The organism is Clostridioides sp. LIBA-6822 (assembly GCF_056688955.1).
The window spans coordinates 48664-69136 of the sequence record NZ_CP196996.1 but is presented as its reverse complement, the minus strand read 5'-3'; the positions used below and the strand labels follow the sequence as shown (position 1 = coordinate 69136).

The window sequence follows — 20473 nt, the reverse complement described above, 5'->3', positions numbered from 1 at the left end:
CTAACATAGTACAATTTAAACAAAATTCCATATAATTTAAGCATGGCATTTTATAACTAACATAGTACAATTTAAACATGTATATCGCAAGTATAAACATTGAATGTTTATGCTTTAATTATATAAAAAATAATCTGGTATGTCAAAATAAATTTGAATTATAGCAGAAATAATTCATCAATAGCTGCTATAATTAAATGTAGGTAAATTCTATAAATATAGAGTTCAGTATAAGGTTAAATATAACAAATCCAATGGTCAAACCTAGTTCATTTATTGGTATATATTTTATGTTGTTAAAGCTATTCAGAGCAGATAAACTTGAAACTATAGTCATATAAAAGATAACTGTTAAAATTGGTATGGAGATACTTACATCCAGCTCTAATTCATGCTCTTTCATAATATTACTCCTTTCAACATTAATTTATTTAGCTTTATTATAGCATTTAATCTAAGTTTGTTTTAGTATTTTGTCTTAGAATAGGTTCACACTCTTATTTTGTATGTTGAAATAAAATATTTTTATAGCAATATATTATTATTAAGGCAACTTATAATCTTCTTAAAATACACAATAACAGGACAATTATATGTTATAATATAGTAAAATATATTATTTTATTAATGAGAGGTGAACTTTATGACAAAATATTATATAACTGATTATATAACAGATGATGGGATACATATTGAAATTCTTCAAGCTTGGGAGTATGAAAATGATTGCTATATTAAACTACTTAATAAAAAGATTTTAAATAATGCTATATGTAATGAAGAAATATTATGCTATCAAGATCCATATTCTGAAGGTTATTCTGGATGTGAGATAGATTATGAGGAATATATAAAATTAGCATAACACTTATTTTTACCTTATAATCGAACGTACGTTTTACAACAGTAAAGGGATGTGTATATATGAGTAAAGATTTATCAGACAATCAGCTTCTAATTTTAGATGTGATAAAAAAAGAAATATCAATAAAAGGATATCCTCCTTCTATCAGAGATATTTGCCATGCTGTTGGTCTTAGTTCAACTTCATCTGTATATGAGAACTTAAATAAGCTAGAAGCTAAAGGATATATTAAAAGAGAATCAAACAAACCAAGAGCAATTCAAATTTTAAAAAATAGATAATGATGAATTGAAAAAATATCTAAAAATTAAGTAGACTATTTGAAAGGCAGTAAATTTATATTACCCTTCAAATAGCCTACTATTAATAATGTTCTAATTTTACTTTTTCAAGATTTTCTAGATGGATTTCATCTAATATTTTTAATTTGCCAAATGCCATTAATTCATATTTTCTATATTTTGACTTTATTATCTTTAATCTTAAATACGATATATATACAAGTGATTATACTTATGATGAATAAAATCCTTATTAATGAATTAAAAGTATTATATGCTAAAAAGCTTGAAATACTAATAAAGAGAATCGCTATAACAGCAATTTTAATATAGGAACCAAACTCAATATTCTTATTATATTCAAGTAACATACCTATGTTTAGTTTATCTTCTTCTATTTTTTCTATAGATTCATGTAGTTCTAAATTACAATAATCAGCTTTATAATCCGCTCTATAATTTTTATAGAAATCATTCATCATTTGCTCTTCAGCATTACCAAATTTATAAATATATGACATATATATAGCCTTCCTTTATTATGTATTATTGAGTACATGTTATTTATTTAAAGATCTTCAAAGAACTCTTTTTTTATTTCTGTACACCTGGTATTTTTTATATCCTCTAATACATTTAATGCACTAAAATCAATTAAATCATAATGTTTATATTTTATATTTATTTCCCTTATCTTTAAGTATAGTAAACAAGTAAATAACACTATACCAAAAACAAATAAATATTGTAATGGTGAATTAGAAGCATGATAGACATTAATACTTAAAAATAAATACATCAGAATACTTATAATTGTTATAATTATAAAAACTATTTTTCGCTTTAAGTTTCTTTCCCTCATACAAATTCGTATAAATACATCTTCACTTGTTATATCTCTATATAATTGAGAAACATCAAAATTTCTGTATTTATCCTCATATTTTCTCTTATTTAATTTATCATATTCTTTTAGTATTTTCTTTTCATAATCATCTCTTGGTTCATATATGTAAGACATTCTTTGTCCTCCAGTTCACTTTAAATTAATTTTATCTATTACATACTTTTTGTAATTCTGTATTTATACATGAAGCAGTATAAACATAAATAATAGATATAAGGATAAAGCTTATAAGTACTTTATATTCTTCATGTTATAAAGGCTCTTCTATAAGTAACAATATCAGTTTTTCAGCATTGGATCTTCAGATTACCAACTCATCTAAACGCATGTAACTTTCCTCTTAATTTATATTTTATATTAATAACATAAATTTTTCTATATAGGTCAAAATATATTTGAATTAAATTCTTCATTATAGATAAATCAACAAATTCTTAAATAAAACATATCTTAAAAAATTATTTATATATATATATAATTGTAATTCTACAATTACAATTATAATCTGTTTTTCTGTTAAACTCAAAAAGAGTAACTCTACAATTACAAAATTTAAAAGGAGGATAGACTATGCATCAATGGTTTTATCAAGACGACAATTATAATATAGGAAGTGCATTAAAAAGATTGCGTAAAAGAATGGGTTTATCACAAGAACAGGTGTCCTCAAAATTACAAACAATGGGGTACAATGTTTCTAGAGCAGCATATGCTCAGATGGAAAAAGGTACATATGGTATTCGGATAAGTGTGTTAGTTGCACTTAAACAGATATTTGATGCAGAATATGGGGATTTTTTTTCAGACTTGCCTTAAGTTAAGTAAGCCTAAGTAATATTTATTCTATGTCTATTTTATTCTCATCATTAAGAAGGCAATTTAGTCTACACGAAATCATGTAACTTAACTCTTGAAAACCAGCTTTTTCAAGTAGTAACATAATTTTGTAATTATTTTGAGGTCCTGTTTCTCTAGTGCCACATACAATTTCCCATTCATGTGGATATTCTATTGACCATTGTGATAACTCTATATTTTTTTTATTCAAGTATATACACCTCCTATTGTAATTCTACAATTACAATTATAGCTAATATTTATGCTAATATCAAGTAAAATATGTAATTCTACGGTTACAAATACTTAAGGAGGATAGACCATGTCACAGTGGCTTTATCAAGAAAATAATTATACTATAGGAAATGCATTAAAAAGGTTACGTAAAAAAACAGGCTTGTCACAAGAGCAAGTATCTTCAAAGTTACAAATAATGGGGTGCAATGTTTCTAGAGCAGCATATGCTCAAATGGAGACAGGTACATATGGCATTCGGCTAAGTGTGTTAATTGCACTTAAATATATATTCAATGCAGAGTATAAAGATTTCTTTTCAGACTTGCCTTAAAATTAAATTTAATATGTATTATATCCCTTAATAATAAAAAGGTATGTATAGCACATACCTTTACTCAGTCAGTGTGAAATTTTTATAAATATATCTGATTATATCATAGTAATAATTAAAAATAAAACATTAATAAAAACGTTTATATAGAATATTATTCTATTGTATTGTCTGTATTATATATCTCTATTTTATCAGTATCTCTAGGAACTTCACCTATTTTTTTACATTTTTCTTCATAAAGTTTTCTTACATGTTCTGGAGCTGTCGCATATGTATAATCTGTAGTTTCAAAACTAAATCCAGTACTTGGTACAACAGTTTTATTTTCAGATAAACTTTTCTTTTTTAGTGGTGCTTGTGCATTCACATCAATAAAAGAAAAACATGAACCTATAAATATTAGAATAGCAAGGATTATTCCACGTTTACCTCTTCTTTTTCCAATACTTTTTATTCTTATCTCTAAATTTGTTTTTGTAAACTCTGTTGCCAACATACCCATTTTATTGAGATTATTTAGCTCAATTGCACGTAAAATAGTTAGTGCATATTCTTTTTTCTGTTTAGATGAACATTCATTAATAACACTTTCATCACAACATAGTTCACAATCAGAATCAATTTTCTTGCTCATAATATAAACAAAAGGATTGAACCAATAAATAGCTTTTACAAAGACTACTATAAATTTTATCAAGATATCTCTATGTTTAAAATGTGTTAACTCATGTTTTAAAATCCAATAAATATTTTCTCCATCATATGGAAGGTCCAATAAAAATATATATGGTTTAAATAATCCTACACCTGCTGGACTGGCTAATTCATCTGTATACCTTAGAGGAATATTGTTTTTTATATTTAATTCAGATAATAACTCTCTGTAAGTACTATTTATATTTTCATCTTCAACCTCGAAAGAAGTATCAACAATAAGATTCTTAAATTTTACATATTTAATTAATAGACGAGCTAAATAAAATATAACTCCAATTATCCATATACATATAAATAAAAGTGTAAGGTTTTTGTTTGGATGATTATTATTAAAATTAGTTATATTATCAATTAGAGTATAACTTTCTTTTGTTTTTGTTTTAAATTCAATTGAACAAGAAACAGGAAAAAGTAACATTCTAAAAAGAATAATTAGCCAAATATAATAATTAAACTTTTTACTAAATATTTTAAATATACATGTTTTGAGAATTATCAATATACAAATACCTAAACTACTTATTAATGTTGTCTTTAATAAATTTTCAAATAAAACATTCATTTATTTCTCCAAATCATTCGCTATTTCTATAAGATGCTCAAATTCTTCTTTTTTTAAGATATTATCTTCATATAATGAAAGAAATAGACTTCCTACTGAATTATTATGCAAGTTACTTACAAAATCTTTTGTTACATAGTTTAAGTATTCTCTATATTCAATTATAATTTTATAATGTGTATATCTATCAATTTTTTCAGCTGATAAAAATTTTCTTTTAACAAGCTTTGATAGAAGTGTTAGCGTAGTTGTCTGCTTCCAATCATATTCATTTTGCATTGCTTCAATAACCTCTTTAGAAATCACATTATCATTTTTCTCCCAAATAAATTTCATTACTTTTAATTCTGCATCTGGTATTTTCTGCATAATAAATCCCCCTAAAGTATATTGCATTTTAATACTGTAAAATAAAAATAATTATATTAATAAAAATCTTATCTATTAAGATAATAGTACACGAATAATTAAGAATATTCTATACAAAATTTAATATTAGTCACTATAAAAAATAATGACCTTCTAATAGCCATTTAGAAACGAATATTTTTTATCGCTTTATAATTTATCCTATGGCAAATTATAATGCCTTAAAATCGAAATTTATATTTAATTATTAAAATAATAACTAATATCATAGAATTATTAATTCTATGATATTTTTTTATAACTATTTATATTACAAGGATATATAATTAATATTCTTATAATTTTCAGTTATAATTCAGCAAAATCACACTTTTATTTATTTTTTAATGGTATAATTAACATATAAAGCTTTTTAAGAAAGGTGGTTTTCTATGACTGGGTTCATAAGAATTGTAAATAAAAAGTACATAGTCTACTTAGAATATAAAGATGAACTTACTGGTAAGAAAAAACAAAAGAACATGGGTTCTTTTACTAAAAAAAGAGAAGCTAATAAAAGATTGGCCGAAGTAAAAGATAGTATGTATAAAAATAACATACTAATCCCAAATAATATTTTATTTGAGAATTTTTTAAAAACATTTATAGAAGAATATAAATCTAAATGGTCCATAACTACCTATAGTAAATATATCAATATATGTAATAAATATATAATAAAATATCTTGGTAAAATGAGAGTTCAAGATATTGATACAATACATATACAAAATTATATAAACACCTTGTCAGATACTCTAAGTTCTAAAACCTTAAAAATACACATTAATATAATGAAACTTGCATTTGAAAATGCTTTTGACTTAAGAATAATTGATAAAAATCCAACTAAAGGAATAGATATAGTTAAATCAAAGAAATTTAAAAATGAAATTTATGATGAAGAACAAATAATAAGATTATTAGAAGCCTGTAAAAATACCGCTTTAGAGCTTCATATAAATTTAGGTGTTGGTCTTGGTATGAGGATATCTGAAATATTAGGTCTTTCATGGGAAAATATAGACTTTGAGAGAAAAATAATTTCAATAGAGAAAATCACTGCAAAAGTTAATGGAGAAGTCATACTGAAGGATACCAAAACTGAGAGTTCAATCAGAAAGATATCGGCTCCAGATGAAATAATGAATCTCATATTAAAACATAAATTGGAGCAAGAAAGAGAGCTACTGAATATTGATATAGAAAATAAATATAATCTATTATTTATTAATAAGAAGGGCTCTCCTATAGATGAAAGTGTTATAAGTCATAGATTTAGAAGATTCCTGGAATATGAGCAACTTCCTCATATTAGGTTTCATGATTTAAGACATTCACATGTTACGTTACTTATGAACTCACATATACCTATAAAAGTTATTTCAGAAAGAGTTGGCCATTCAAATGTTAATACCACTCTGAATATATATTCTCATGTACTTGATGAAATGGATAGAGAAGCTTCAGATAAAATTGCAAGCAAATTATATAAGGATGAATCATAAGGGGAAGATTTACAAAGAGCTATAAATGGAAGATAGAGAGTCATTTTCATAAAATTAATTTTAAAATTTACTAATATTTAAAATTAATAAAAAAATACCATAAGAAAATCGTTGAAAAATATAATTTTCTTATGGTATAAATTATATATTGTATTTTAGGGAGTTTGAAGTGGCTTTATTTTATACTAGTTAATACTAAGTACTAGTATCTCTCTATTATCTAAAGTAACTTCATATATTTTAAATTTTTTATATCTTATAACCTTATTTAAATTAGTTTAATAGGTTGAGAATTATATTTATTTATGATATTCATAAACGAGTACTTCTCTATTATCAGGTGTAACAGCATATATTTTCATTGGCTTATATGTTAATACATTTGCTAAATCTGTATCATAAGTTTTAAAGTTTATATAATTAGTTTTAGGTTGATTTTCATCTCCTCCATAATTACGCATTTCTTTTTCTCTAGTACCTATGTCTTTGTACACTCCATTTCCTGTAGAATCTTCAAGAGTCGCATATACATGGTATTTATTAATATAATTAAGTACATCTTTATTAGTATCAGTAGGCTTAAAGTAATATCCTTTAAAATAAGATTGACCAGTACTCATATTCCATTCAAAGTCTGCATAGTATGTTTTATGTGCATCTATTATTTCTTGATCAGTTGGGACTTTAATCTCTGGCTCTTTAAGTACTTCAGGTGTACTATTTAATTCTGTAATAGATAAATTATCTAAAAATATTGCTCCACTACCATTTAAAGTTATTTCTATATCAGAAGAATCTTTTCCAGTTGTTTCAAATTCATAACTAAACTTTGTATAATTCTTTTCTGGTACTAAATAATCTGTTTTATCTTCCTTTGCTTTTATATTTACAGATATTGAATTAGATACTGAAGGATCTTTTGAATATCCACTAAAAACATAACGCTTATAAGGTTTTAATTTAGACATTGGTATTGTAATCTTAGTCTGTCCATTGAGTTTATTTGCTGCCCCTCGTAAGCCTTCTTTATTTATAGTATTAATATTGCTCCATTCACTAGGATAATTGTTATAATCATCAAAATTAGTAAAGTATGTTGGTGTTTTTATAAGTATATTCATACCTCTCTCAAGTTTAACATTATATATTTTTTTATCATCTAAAGATTTTAATCTCTCTTTAATTGTATCAGCTGTATAATTATCAAATACAAGTTCAACACAACTTTCATCTATTGGTGTCCCATTAAAATATAATAAACCATCTTTTTGAGTAGCACCAAATGCTTTTTCAATTGCTTGACCAATTGTAAGTTCTGGAGTTTTATCTTCTGGCTCATATGAATCTTTAGCAGCAACACGTCTCTCATAAGTTTCATTTCCTATATCTAGTATAAAAGATGCAGATATGCTATCAACTTGACTTATATAGTCTGACCAACTATTTCCTTCTGTTACTATTTGTCCTTGACTGTTTTTTGTACCAAAGTTTCCACTTACTTGCGTTGTTTCTAGTTTAATTTGTTTCCCAGAATCTAATTTTTTCATTTGTTCATAATTTAATGGTATTAATCTAGAACTGAACTGGTCCATTGTATTAAGTGCTAAAGGAGATACCCCTTTTTTAGGATATGTGTCATTAGGAGATAAATTGTTACCAATTTGATTTTCTTGTGCTTTAATAGTTGATAGTGTATCTCCATCTAACACTAAGTTTGTTGTTGGTGTTACTTTATACATAGGTGCAGTACCTGTGTTATAGTATCTAACATTAGCATTTATATATGCTGATTCACTTTTGCTTATTTGTAAACCTGTATTCCAAGATTCCCCATTACTATCTTGTACAGCTGTTGAATTATCTGTTGTATGAGAATAGTTTGCTGTTACACTTCCTGTGAAACCATTTTGATATCCAGCAGTAACAGATACGCCTACTGTATTTGCATCAGTTTTACTGTTTGTAGTAGCTCTAGAAACTGTTTTACCAACATCAGAAGATGCATGCTCATTTGTAGACAATATTAATTTTTCCATACCAACTCCAACTACTGGATAAGCTGCAACTAGTGGATCTCTTGCTTCTTTACTTATCGCTTTATCAAATGTGCCAGATGCCTTTTCATAATCTGTATATGGGTCTCCAGCAGTATTTGGCTCTAAGTAGTTTGATACATATTTTTTATATCCTTGTTCTGCAAAACTATCTTCCCATTTTACTGCAATTAAGTCTTTTATAGTATATCCATTTCTTTCATATGCATCTGGTATATTATCATTATCTGTATCTAAGTCTTCATCTTCCCAATCAGACATCAAATTTGGATCAAAGAAATTATTATTTGGAATAAATGGATCATTTTTCTCTATTTTTGAGTAATCTCTTAAAAATAAATTTTCTTCTGGTATAATGGTTTTGTTACCATTTGATTCCCAATAAAGTTTAGGTGACGATAGATTATCTATAGTTCCTAGATTGTTGTCTTGCAATTCTATTCTAATTTTATATTCCTTACCCTTTTCCATTTTAGCTTTAATTGTGTTTGCAACATCACCTTTAGCATCTATCTGCATCAAGATATCTTCTCTATCAGTAGACAGTGTATATTCTCCATCCATTGATGGAATTATTCTTCCTGTCCAGCGTATAGATTTTACATCTGATACATCTTTATCTAAAAGCTTATCTACCTTCTTTTCTTCAAATTTCAAATTACCATCTTTTATTGGAGCCATTAATTCTAGATCTTTAAAATGTTCATCTGTGAAATAATATCCCATTAATCCATTACTTGGGAGTGTATCTTCACTTACAACTTCTCTTTTCTTAGTAGAGTGATAATTATTATTAGTTTGTGCATATACAGGATATGCTAGAGCTTGACTAACGATAGCTGTAAGTGTTAAAAAACTCAGTAATTTTTTATTTTTCATTTGTACCTTCATTTTTTCTCCCCCTTATATTAGAAATATTATTAAATTAATTGTTAATTTAATAATGTTGCATCAACAATTAATTTTGTTGTAGTTTTATCTTTATAAGTATCAACTTTATTAATCTTAAACTTACTACCATGGTTTAATAAAACCTCATATTCTCCACCATAGCCAGGTATAGCTGATAAGTAAGCACCAGGAGAACCTTTAGGTATACTTATACGTAGTACTATTTTTCTAGGAGCAAATGCACTCATGTTTGCACTGCCTATACTAGTACTTACAAAATTTTGATATGTTAATGTTTGTCCTTCCCATTTTTCCTTAAATGCATTTACATTTGCTTCTATATTAAAATTGTATCCTGGTGATGAAATTTCTAAACCGAATTCAGGAGCTCCAGCTCTTCTATATACAGTTAAATTTGATGGAATAGGCTTACTTTTTAATGCATTTTCTATATTATTTATTTGAGAATCTAATTTTGGGTCAGGATTATTTGTTGGCCCATTTTCTAACAGATATTTATTGATAGCGACATAGTCTCCACGCATATAACCATTTATATCAGCAAGTTGTTCAGGAGTCAATTTATTACTCCAGTCATTATAATTTTCTTTTCCCCAAGAATCTCCTTTGGCTACATCTTCTTTAAAATCAAGGCTACTTACTAAAGATGCCTCAACTTTTATATATTGTTTTCCGCCTATAACTATACGAACTGTTTTATCAACTTTAACACTATATCCTTGTTCTATTAGTGTACTTACAGATTCATTACTTTGTTGATATGGTAACATCCCAGTTCCTTTAGGTAATTTTAAATGTACAAGTAATGGTGTAGGTTTACTGTCTTGATTGCCTGGTTCATATAAAGATATATCTTTAAATCCGTCTTGTTTAAATAATCTGTCTTGAACAGTATCTTTAAATTCATTAAATTTCTCTAAACTGATTTCATTTTCTGTATTTCCTCTAATTTCGCCCTTAAAAGCAAATCTATCAGCAGATTCAAAATAGTAAACATACATAGGTTTATCTAGCTTGTTTTTTGATATCGCACTTTTAAGATCCTTATAATCTTTTTCAAAAGGATTCTCTTTTATTTCATAGTCATAAAAATAATTTCTTTCTCTAGAATACTTACTTATTTCTGATGCATTTTTCTTATATTCTGCTAAAGCTTCTTTCTCTACTTTTTCAAGACCCTTTTCAACCCTTTCAGCTTCTTTTCTTTCCCATTCTTTAGCTTTTTCCTTATCTTTAAAAAAATCTTCTGGTCTTTCTATTCCTGCCTTATAAGCAGTGGTAGTTATTTTTTGAGGTGAATATTCTACTAAATTTTCAGCATAAGTTCCTCCACTGAATAAGAGACTTGTTAAAATAAGACTTAGTACTAATATTTTAGAAATATAACTTCTAATCTTTTTCATTTAAAATACCTCCTCACATTATTTTAAATATTTATTAATTTAATTATATAATCTAAATATAAAAATATTAGTTAGATTTCAAAATCAATATTTTAGTGGTCATTAAATAGTTTATTCGACACAAAGAAATTGTTTAAAATATAAAAAAATAATTTTTCTGCTTTGAAAACGGGTTTTTAGGAAATAATATAATAATTTATGTAAAATAGCATATTAAAAAAGGTATAAAATAACGTATTATTTTACACCTTTTTATATCTTAAACTGATACTTCTTTCATTCTAAGTTGTTTTTTTACAGATTGTAGAGATCTATCAGATATAGGACATTTATCTCCATTACTCATTTTTACAAATTTTCCTTTTACATTTAGAGAAATTATATGCTCTCTATTAACTATAAATGATTTATGTATACGAAATAGACATTCATCTAAATCTACTATAGATTTTAAACTTCTGTATAATTCGATTTCTTGTTCTTCAGTTACTAATTTTATTTTATGAGGGGCAGTACATGTTTCAAAATAAATTATATCGCTAAATGGGATTCTCCAAAGCTCAAATTTTCTATAAATAACAAAAAAATTTTCTGGATAATTTATTTCCTTTAAATATCTTTCATGAGAGGTTTTAATACAAGCTCTTATTCTGCCTTCAGCAATATCCATATCGTATTTAGATATAAAATCCATAGCTTCAAGCCTATAATAAAAAATACTCATACTTATTTCAACATAATTTGAAATAAATATAATAGGACTTAAATAGTCATTTCTTCTAATTTCTTGGGCCAACCATAGTCCATCACACATATATTTATTTAAGTTATATTCAAAATCAACTCCAATAAAAAATATCCTTACTTTATTTTTTGCATCAATATCCTTTAACAATAAATCTACATTATGATATAGTTTTACAATATCATTATCAAATCCCTCTTTAATTAGTATGTTATTTATACAGTCTTTTAACTTTCTTCCAAAATTTACATCGTTATCAAACAATAATATATCCATTCATATTCCTCCTATTACAATAAAATTTTCGAATATTCAAAAAAAAGAAAAATATATAAATATATATATATAATATAACGTTTTGCAAACTACATCAATAAAATATTTTATTTTTGTAGTTTACAAATAAAATATTTTTTTTCTTTATTCACTTAATTTATTAAAATACATTTCTAAATTTGTTAATTAAGTCAATTTTTAAATTATATATATTCTAGAAACTATTGCAACTATATAATTTATTTATGCATAAATGTTGTCAAATCCCAAAAAAAAATATCATTATACATATAAAAGGGGATGATTTTATGCAAAAGTCTTTTTATGAATTAATTATTTTATCAAGAAGTAATTCAGCAGAAAATTTACAAGAACTTCTAATTACATTTAAACCATTAATAAAAAAACTTAGTAAATTTTTATATTATGAAGAGGGAGAAACAGACTTAATAATATTTTTTATTGAGTTAATAAAAAGTATTAATTTAAATAACTTCACAAAACAAAATGATGCTATTATAGTTAAATATATTCATAAATCTTTATTAAATAAGATGTTTCAGTTGTCTAAAAAACAATCTAGATCAAAACTTCAGTTCTTAGAACTTAATGAAAATATGCTGAATTTAAGAAATAATTATCCAAATGAGTATATATTTGAAGAAGATATTTGTTTTCAGGAATATATTTTTAACGAACTATCTGGTATTCAGAGAAAAGTTATTTTTTATAAATATTTAGAAGGATATTCTGACATAGAAATATCAATAAAATTAAAAATATCAAGGCAAGCTGTCAATAAAGCTAAAAATAGAGCCTTTAAAAAAATAAAAAAGGACTATGAAGATTATTTTAATTTATAACTAATGTATTTAAAATAATGCTTGCTCATTGAAATAAGATTTTAAAATTAAAATTAATTTAAAACTGATAATTTAATTCAAGAATATCTTAATTTTTTATATTATACTTACAAAAATGTTTACACATTTGTCTAAAATAATATCCTTATTCAATAGAAGATCAAATTAATCAATTTAATATCTTCAATTTAAAATGTTAGGAAGTGAATATATATGAAAACTTAAATTAAGATTAATCTATTCTTCAATTAGAAAGGAGGATATATAATAAAATTTTATAGTTTATAGGTAGAATAATCCAATAAAAATAAATAGTAAAGGAGAAGTTTTTATGAGCTTAGTTAACAGAAAGCAATTAGAAAAAATGGCAAATGTGAGATTTCGTGTTCAGGAAGATGAATATGTAGCAATATTAGATGCATTAGAAGAATATCATAATATGTCAGAAAATACTATAGTTGAAAAGTATCTAAAATTAAAAGATATAAACAGTTTAACAGATACCTATATAGATACATATAAAAAATCTGGTCGAAATAAAGCCTTAAAAAAATTTAAAGAGTACTTAGTTACAGAGATATTAGAATTAAAAAATAGCAATTTAACTCCAGTCGAGAAAAATTTACATTTTATATGGATTGGAGGGCAAATAAATGATACTGCTATTAATTATATAAACCAGTGGAAAGATGTAAATAGTGACTATAATGTTAATGTATTTTATGATAGTAATGCATTTTTGATAAATACATTGAAAAAAACTATAATAGAATCCGCATCAAATGACACTCTTGAATCATTTAGAGAAAATTTAAATGATCCTGAATTTAACCACACTGCATTTTTCAGAAAGCGTATGCAAATAATCTATGATAAACAGCAAAATTTCATAAATTACTATAAGGCTCAGAAAGAAGAAAATCCTGACCTTATAATTGATGATATTGTGAAATCATATCTTTCAGATGAGTATTCAAAAGATATAGATGAACTTAATGCTTATATTGAAGAGTCATTAAACAAAGTCACAGAAAATAGTGGAAATGATGTTAGAGACTTTGAAGAATTTAAAACTGGAGAAGTATTCAATTTATATGAACAAGAGCTAGTAGAAAGATGGAATCTTGCTGGTGCATCTGATATATTAAGAGTCGCTATATTGAAAAATATTGGTGGAGTCTATCTAGATGTTGATATGTTACCAGGAATACACCCCGATTTATTTAAAGATATAAACAAGCCTGATTCAGTAAAGACAGCTGTAGATTGGGAAGAAATACAATTAGAAGCCATAATGAAATATAAAGAATATATACCAGAATATACTTCAAAACATTTTGATACATTGAATGAAGAAGTTCAAAGTAGCTTTGAATCTGTTCTAGCTTCTAAGTCTGATAAGTCAGAAATATTTTTACCACTAGGAGATATAGAGGTATCACCTTTAGAAGTAAAAATTGCATTTGCCAAAGGTTCTATTATAAATCAAGCTCTAATTTCTGCAAAAGACTCATATTGTAGTGACTTACTAATAAAACAAATCCAAAACAGATATAAGATACTGAATGATACTTTAGGTCCAATTATTAGTCAAGGTAATGATTTTAATACTACAATGAACAATTTTGGTGAAAGTTTGGGAGCTATAGCTAATGAAGAGAATATAAGTTTTATAGCAAAAATCGGAAGTTATTTAAGGGTTGGATTTTATCCTGAAGCTAATACTACAATTACTTTAAGTGGTCCTACAATATATGCAGGAGCTTATAAAGATTTATTAACATTTAAAGAGATGAGCATAGATTCTTCTATATTGTCATCTGAGTTAAGAAATTTTGAATTTCCTAAGGTTAATATATCTCAAGCAACAGAACAAGAGAAAAGTAGTTTATGGCAATTTAATGAAGAAAGAGCTAAAATTCAATTTGAAGAATACAAGAAAAATTATTTTGAAGGTGCGCTTGGAGAAGATGATAATCTTGATTTTTCTCAAAATACAGTAACTGACAAAGAATATCTTTTAGAAAAGATCTCTTCATCAACGAAGAGTTCAGAAAGAGGATATGTTCATTATATTGTTCAATTACAAGGAGATAAAATTAGCTATGAAGCAGCATGTAACTTATTTGCAAAAAATCCTTATGACAGTATACTATTTCAAAAAAATATAGAAGATTCAGAAGTAGCATATTACTATAATCCTACAGATAGTGAAATACAAGAAATTGATAAGTATAGAATTCCTGATAGAATTTCTGATAGACCTAAGATTAAATTGACACTTATTGGTCATGGCAAAGCTGAGTTTAATACTGATATATTTGCAGGTCTTGATGTGGATTCATTATCTTCAGAAATAGAAACAATAATAGATTTAGCTAAAGCAGATATTTCTCCTAAATCTATAGAAATAAACTTACTGGGATGTAACATGTTTAGCTATTCTGTAAATGTAGAAGAGACTTATCCTGGAAAATTATTACTTAGAGTTAAAGATAAAGTATCAGAATTAATGCCATCTATAAGTCAAGACTCTATTATAGTAAGTGCAAATCAATATGAAGTTAGAATAAATAGTGAAGGAAGAAGAGAATTATTGGATCATTCTGGTGAATGGATAAATAAAGAAGAAAGTATTATAAAGGATATTTCATCAAAAGAATATATATCATTTAATCCTAAAGAAAATAAAATTATAGTAAAATCTAAAAATTTACCTGAATTATCTACATTATTACAAGAAATTAGAAACAAGTCTAATTCAAGTGATATTGAACTAGAAGAAAAAGTAATGTTAGCAGAATGTGAGATAAATGTTATTTCAAATATAGAGACACAAGTGGTAGAAGAAAGGATTGAAGAAGCTAAAAGCTTAACTTCTGACTCTATTAATTATATAAAGAATGAATTTAAACTAATAGAATCTATTTCTGATGCACTATACGACTTAAAACAACAGAATGAATTAGAAGATTCTCATTTTATATCTTTTGAGGATATATCGGAGACTGATGAAGGCTTTAGTATAAGATTTATTGATAAAGAAACTGGAGAATCTATATTTGTAGAAACTGAAAAGGCAATATTCTCTGAATATGCTAATCATATAACTGAAGAGATTTCTAAGATAAAAGGTACTATATTTGATACTGTAAATGGTAAGTTAGTAAAAAAAGTAAATTTAGATGCTACACATGAAGTGAATACTTTAAATGCTGCATTTTTTATACAATCATTAATAGAATATAATAGTTCTAAAGAATCTCTTAGTAATTTAAGTGTAGCAATGAAAGTTCAAGTTTATGCTCAATTATTTAGTACTGGTTTGAATACCATTACAGATGCAGCCAAAGTTGTTGAATTAGTATCAACTGCATTAGATGAAACTATAGATTTACTTCCTACATTATCTGAAGGATTACCTGTAATTGCAACTATCATAGATGGTGTAAGTTTAGGTGCAGCAATCAAAGAGCTAAGTGAAACAAGTGACCCATTATTAAGACAAGAAATAGAAGCTAAGATAGGTATAATGGCAGTAAATTTAACAGCAGCTACAACTGCAATAATTACTTCATCTTTAGGAATAGCTAGTGGATTTAGTATACTTTTAGTTCCTTTAGCAGGAATTTCAGCAGGTATACCAAGTTTAGTAAACAATGAGCTTATCCTAAGAGATAAAGCAACAAAAGTTGTAGATTATTTTAGTCATATATCATTAGCTGAGTCTGAAGGAGCATTTACTTCATTAGATGATAAAATAATGATGCCACAAGATGATTTAGTAATATCTGAGATAGACTTTAATAACAATTCAATAACTTTAGGTAAATGTGAAATATGGAGAATGGAAGGTGGTTCAGGTCATACTGTAACTAATGATATAGATCACTTCTTTTCATCACCATCAATAACATATAGAGAACCACATTTATCTATATATGATGTATTAGAAGTTAAAAAAGAAGAACTTGATTTGTCAAAAGATTTAATGGTATTACCTAATGCTCCAAATAGAGTGTTTGGCTGGGAAACAGGATGGACACCAGGTTTAAGAGGCTTAGAAAATGATGGTACAAAACTGTTAGACCGTATAAGAGACCAGTATGAAGGCCAGTTTTATTGGAGATTTTTCGCTTTTATAGCTGATGCTTTAATAACAACATTAAAACCAAGATATGAAGATACTAATGTAAGAATAAGTTTAGACAGTAATACTAGAAGCTTTATAGTCCCAGTGATAACTACAGAATATATAAGAGAGAAATTATCATATTCTTTTTATGGTTCGGGAGGAACTTATGCATTATCTCTTTCTCAATATAATATGAATATAAACATAGAATTAAATGAAAATGATACTTGGGTTATAGATGTCGACAATGTTGTAAGAGATGTCACTATAGAATCTGATAAAATTAAAAAAGGAGATTTAATAGAAAATATTTTATCTAAATTAAGTATTGAAGACAATAAAATTATTTTAGATAATCATGAAATTAATTTCTCTGGAACATTAAATGGAGGTAATGGATTTGTATCTTTAACATTCTCAATCTTAGAAGGAATAAATGCAGTTATAGAAGTTGATTTATTATCTAAATCATATAAAGTTCTTATTTCTGGTGAACTAAAAACATTGATGGCAAATTCAAATTCTGTTCAACAGAAAATAGATTATATAGGATTGAACAGCGAATTACAAAAAAATATACCTTATAGTTTTATGGATGATAAAGGAAAAGAAAATGGATTTATTAATTGTTCTACAAAAGAAGGTTTATTTGTATCTGAATTATCTGATGTAGTTCTCATAATTAAAGTTTATATGGACAATAGTAAACCTCCATTTGGATATTATAGTAATGATTTGAAAGATGTTAAAGCTATAACTAAAGATGATGTTATTATATTAACAGGGTATTATTTAAAAGATGATATAAAAATCTCTCTTTCTTTTACTATACAAGATAAAAATACTATAAAATTAAATGGAGTATATTTAGATGAAAATGGAGTAGCTGAAATATTGAAATTTATGAATAAAAAAGGTAGTACAAATACTTCAGATTCTTTAATGAGCTTTTTAGAAAGTATGAATATAAAAAGTATTTTCATAAAATCCTTAAAATCTAATGCTAAGCTTATATTAGATACTAATTTTATAATAAGTGCTACTACTTCTATTGGTCAATTTGAGTTTATTTGTGATAAAGATAATAATATACAACCATATTTCATTAAGTTTAATACGTTAGAAACTAAATATACTCTATATGTAGGTAATAGACAAAATATGATAGTAGAACCAAATTACGATTTAGATGATTCTGGAGATATCTCTTCAACTGTCATTAATTTTTCTCAGAAATACCTTTATGGAATAGACAGTTGTGTTAATAAAGTTATAATTTCGCCAAATATATATACAGATGAAATAAACATAACACCTATATATGAAGCAAATAATACTTATCCAGAAGTGATTGTATTAGATACAAATTATATAAGTGAAAAAATCAATATTAATATCAATGATTTATCTATACGATATGTATGGAGTAATGATGGAAGTGATTTTATTCTTATGTCAACTGATGAAGAGAACAAGGTATCACAAGTTAAAATAAGATTCACTAATGTTTTTAAAGGTAATACTATATCAGATAAGATATCTTTTAATTTTAGTGATAAGCAAGATGTATCTATAAATAAAATTATTTCAACATTTACCCCTTCATATTATGTGGAAGGATTACTTAATTATGATTTAGGTCTGATTTCTTTATACAATGAGAAATTTTATATTAATAACTTTGGAATGATGGTGTCTGGATTAGTATATATTAATGATTCATTATATTATTTCAAGCCACCAATAAAGAACTTGATAACTGGATTTACAACTATAGGTGATGATAAATACTACTTTAATCCAGATAATGGAGGTGCTGCTTCAGTTGGAGAAACAATAATTGATGGCAAAAACTACTATTTCAGCCAAAATGGAGTGTTACAAACAGGTGTATTTAGTACAGAAGATGGATTTAAATATTTTGCTCCAGCAGATACACTTGATGAAAATCTAGAAGGTGAAGCAATTAATTTTACTGGCAAACTAATTATTGATGAAAATATTTATTATTTTGGAGATAATTATAGAGCAGCTGAAGAATGGCAAACATTAGATGATGAAGTGTACTATTTTAGCACAGATACAGGTAGAGCTTTTAAAGGGCTAAATCAAATAGGTGATGATAAATTCTATTTCAACTCTGATGGTATTATGCAAAAAGGATTTGTTAATATAAATGATAAGACATTCTATTTTGATGATTCTGGTGTGATGAAGTCAGGATATACTGAAATAGATGGAAAATATTTTTACTTTGCTGAGAATGGAGAAATGCAAATAGGAGTATTTAATACAGCAGATGGATTTAAGTATTTTGCTCATCATGATGAAGATTTAGGAAATGAAGAAGGTGAAGCACTTTCATATTCTGGTATGCTTAATTTCAACAATAAGATTTATTATTTTGATGATTCATTTACAGCAATAGTTGGATGGAAAGATTTAGAAGATGGTTCAAAATATTACTTTGATGAGAATACAGCAGAGGCATCTATAGGTATATCAATAATCAATGATGGTAAATATTATTTTAATGATTCTGGAATTATGCAAATTGGATTTGTCACTATCAATGATAAAGTATTTTATTTCTCTGATTCTGGAATAGTAGAATCTGGAATGCAAAATATAGATGATAATTATTTCTATATAAGTGAAAATGGTCTAGTTCAAATAGGAGTGTTTGACACTTCAGATGGATATAAATACTTTGCTCCAGCTAATACTGTAAATGATAATATTTATGGACAAGCAGTTGAATATAGTGGCTTAGTTAGAGTTGGTGAAGATGTATATTATTTTGGAGAAACATATACAATTGAGACTGGATGGATATATGATATGGAAAATGAAAGTGATAAATATTATTTCGATCCAGAAACTAAAAAAGCATATAAAGGTATTAATGTAATTGATGATATAAAATACTATTTTGATGAGAATGCCATAATGAGAACAGGTCTTATAACATTTGAAGATAATCATTACTATTTTAATGAAGATGGTGTTATGCAATATGGTTATCTAAATATAGAAGATAAGATGTTCTACTTTAGTGAAGATGGTATTATGCAGATTGGAGTATTTAATACGCCAGATGGATTTAAATATTTTGCACATCAAAATACTTTAGATGAGAATTTTGAAGGAGAATCAATAAACTATACTGGTTGGTTAGATCTGGATGGTAAAAAATACTATTTCACAGAGGAATATATTGCAACAACTGGTTCAGTTACAATTGATGATGAGGAGTATTATTTTGATCCTGACACAGCTGAATTAGTAGTTAGTGAATAAATCAACTATATGATTTTATACTTGAATATAGAAAAAATGATTAATCAAATAAAGTTTTCTATCTAAAATAGAGATTTGAGAATAAAAAGGTGAACTATAGTTAATATATAGTAGTTCACCTTTTATATC

General features: G+C 25.9%; 16 protein-coding genes. 7 read left to right on the top strand and 9 right to left on the bottom strand.

Translation table 11 applies throughout. From position 1 onward, the window contains the following. Positions 1-193: 193 nt before the first annotated feature. Positions 194-403, bottom strand: a complete 210-nt coding sequence (locus ACTG48_RS21025) for a hypothetical protein (RefSeq protein ID WP_479918814.1) — start codon at positions 401-403, stop codon at positions 194-196. Between the two features lie 240 nt (positions 404-643). On the opposite strand from ACTG48_RS21025, the gene ACTG48_RS21020 reads away from it, so the two are divergent. Both ACTG48_RS21020 and ACTG48_RS21015 read left to right on the top strand, forming a co-directional pair. Continuing rightward, positions 644-865: a hypothetical protein gene (locus ACTG48_RS21020; protein ID WP_021383424.1), complete on the top strand. Its 222-nt coding sequence runs from the start codon at positions 644-646 to the stop codon at positions 863-865. A 59-nt stretch (positions 866-924) separates the two neighbouring features. After that, positions 925-1146, top strand: a complete 222-nt coding sequence (locus ACTG48_RS21015; RefSeq protein WP_021383390.1) for a LexA family protein — start codon at positions 925-927, stop codon at positions 1144-1146. A gap of 173 nt (positions 1147-1319) precedes the next feature. Here ACTG48_RS21015 and ACTG48_RS21010 read toward each other — a convergent pair whose 3' ends face one another. Together ACTG48_RS21010 and ACTG48_RS21005 are read right to left on the bottom strand one after the other, a co-directional pair. Continuing rightward, positions 1320-1667, bottom strand: a complete 348-nt coding sequence (locus ACTG48_RS21010; protein ID WP_102822218.1) for a hypothetical protein — start codon at positions 1665-1667, stop codon at positions 1320-1322. A 47-nt stretch (positions 1668-1714) separates the two neighbouring features. Next, complete coding sequence (locus ACTG48_RS21005) at positions 1715-2167, bottom strand: hypothetical protein (RefSeq protein ID WP_021383436.1); 453 nt, start codon at positions 2165-2167, stop codon at positions 1715-1717. Positions 2168-2623: 456 nt separating this feature from the next. Between ACTG48_RS21005 and ACTG48_RS21000 the strand changes: the two genes are divergently transcribed. Beyond that, positions 2624-2869: a helix-turn-helix transcriptional regulator gene (locus ACTG48_RS21000; protein WP_021383410.1), complete on the top strand. Its 246-nt coding sequence runs from the start codon at positions 2624-2626 to the stop codon at positions 2867-2869. A 22-nt stretch (positions 2870-2891) separates the two neighbouring features. Here ACTG48_RS21000 and ACTG48_RS20995 read toward each other — a convergent pair whose 3' ends face one another. Then, on the bottom strand, positions 2892-3101 hold the full coding sequence (locus tag ACTG48_RS20995; RefSeq protein ID WP_021383397.1) for a hypothetical protein: 210 nt from the start codon (positions 3099-3101) through the stop codon (positions 2892-2894). A gap of 111 nt (positions 3102-3212) precedes the next feature. Here ACTG48_RS20995 and ACTG48_RS20990 point away from each other — a divergent pair, with 111 nt between their 5' ends. Beyond that, positions 3213-3458, top strand: a complete 246-nt coding sequence (locus ACTG48_RS20990) for a helix-turn-helix transcriptional regulator (protein WP_021383412.1) — start codon at positions 3213-3215, stop codon at positions 3456-3458. Between the two features lie 154 nt (positions 3459-3612). On the opposite strand, the gene ACTG48_RS20985 is transcribed toward ACTG48_RS20990, so the two are convergent. Both ACTG48_RS20985 and ACTG48_RS20980 read right to left on the bottom strand, forming a co-directional pair. Then, on the bottom strand, positions 3613-4740 hold the full coding sequence (locus ACTG48_RS20985) for a M56 family metallopeptidase (protein WP_102822216.1): 1128 nt from the start codon (positions 4738-4740) through the stop codon (positions 3613-3615). Next, the gene (locus ACTG48_RS20980; protein WP_235684380.1) at positions 4741-5109 is read right to left on the bottom strand and encodes a BlaI/MecI/CopY family transcriptional regulator; all 369 of its coding nucleotides are present in this window, start codon (positions 5107-5109) and stop codon (positions 4741-4743) included. A 431-nt stretch (positions 5110-5540) separates the two neighbouring features. On the opposite strand from ACTG48_RS20980, the gene ACTG48_RS20975 reads away from it, so the two are divergent. Then, the gene (locus ACTG48_RS20975) at positions 5541-6656 is read left to right on the top strand and encodes a tyrosine-type recombinase/integrase (RefSeq protein WP_102822214.1); all 1116 of its coding nucleotides are present in this window, start codon (positions 5541-5543) and stop codon (positions 6654-6656) included. Positions 6657-6955: 299 nt separating this feature from the next. Here the strand turns inward: ACTG48_RS20975 and ACTG48_RS20970 are convergent, their stop codons facing one another. The 3 genes from ACTG48_RS20970 to ACTG48_RS20960 form a co-directional block, all read right to left on the bottom strand. Further along, on the bottom strand, positions 6956-9601 hold the full coding sequence (locus ACTG48_RS20970) for a binary toxin-like calcium binding domain-containing protein (RefSeq protein WP_102822213.1): 2646 nt from the start codon (positions 9599-9601) through the stop codon (positions 6956-6958). Positions 9602-9642: 41 nt separating this feature from the next. Further along, positions 9643-11025: an ADP-ribosyltransferase gene (locus tag ACTG48_RS20965; protein WP_102822212.1), complete on the bottom strand. Its 1383-nt coding sequence runs from the start codon at positions 11023-11025 to the stop codon at positions 9643-9645. 259 nt (positions 11026-11284) lie between these two features. Next, positions 11285-12046 carry a response regulator transcription factor gene (locus tag ACTG48_RS20960; protein WP_054269367.1) on the bottom strand — a complete coding sequence of 254 codons (762 nt, stop codon included), beginning with the start codon at positions 12044-12046 and terminating at the stop codon, positions 11285-11287. 308 nt (positions 12047-12354) lie between these two features. Between ACTG48_RS20960 and ACTG48_RS20955 the strand changes: the two genes are divergently transcribed. Then, a complete protein-coding gene (locus tag ACTG48_RS20955; protein WP_102822211.1) occupies positions 12355-12909 on the top strand; it encodes an RNA polymerase sigma factor in 555 nt (184 codons plus the stop codon). Between the two features lie 331 nt (positions 12910-13240). After that, positions 13241-20344, top strand: a complete 7104-nt coding sequence (gene tcdB / locus ACTG48_RS20950) for a glycosylating toxin TcdB (RefSeq protein ID WP_172693299.1) — start codon at positions 13241-13243, stop codon at positions 20342-20344. Positions 20345-20473 lie beyond the last annotated feature (129 nt).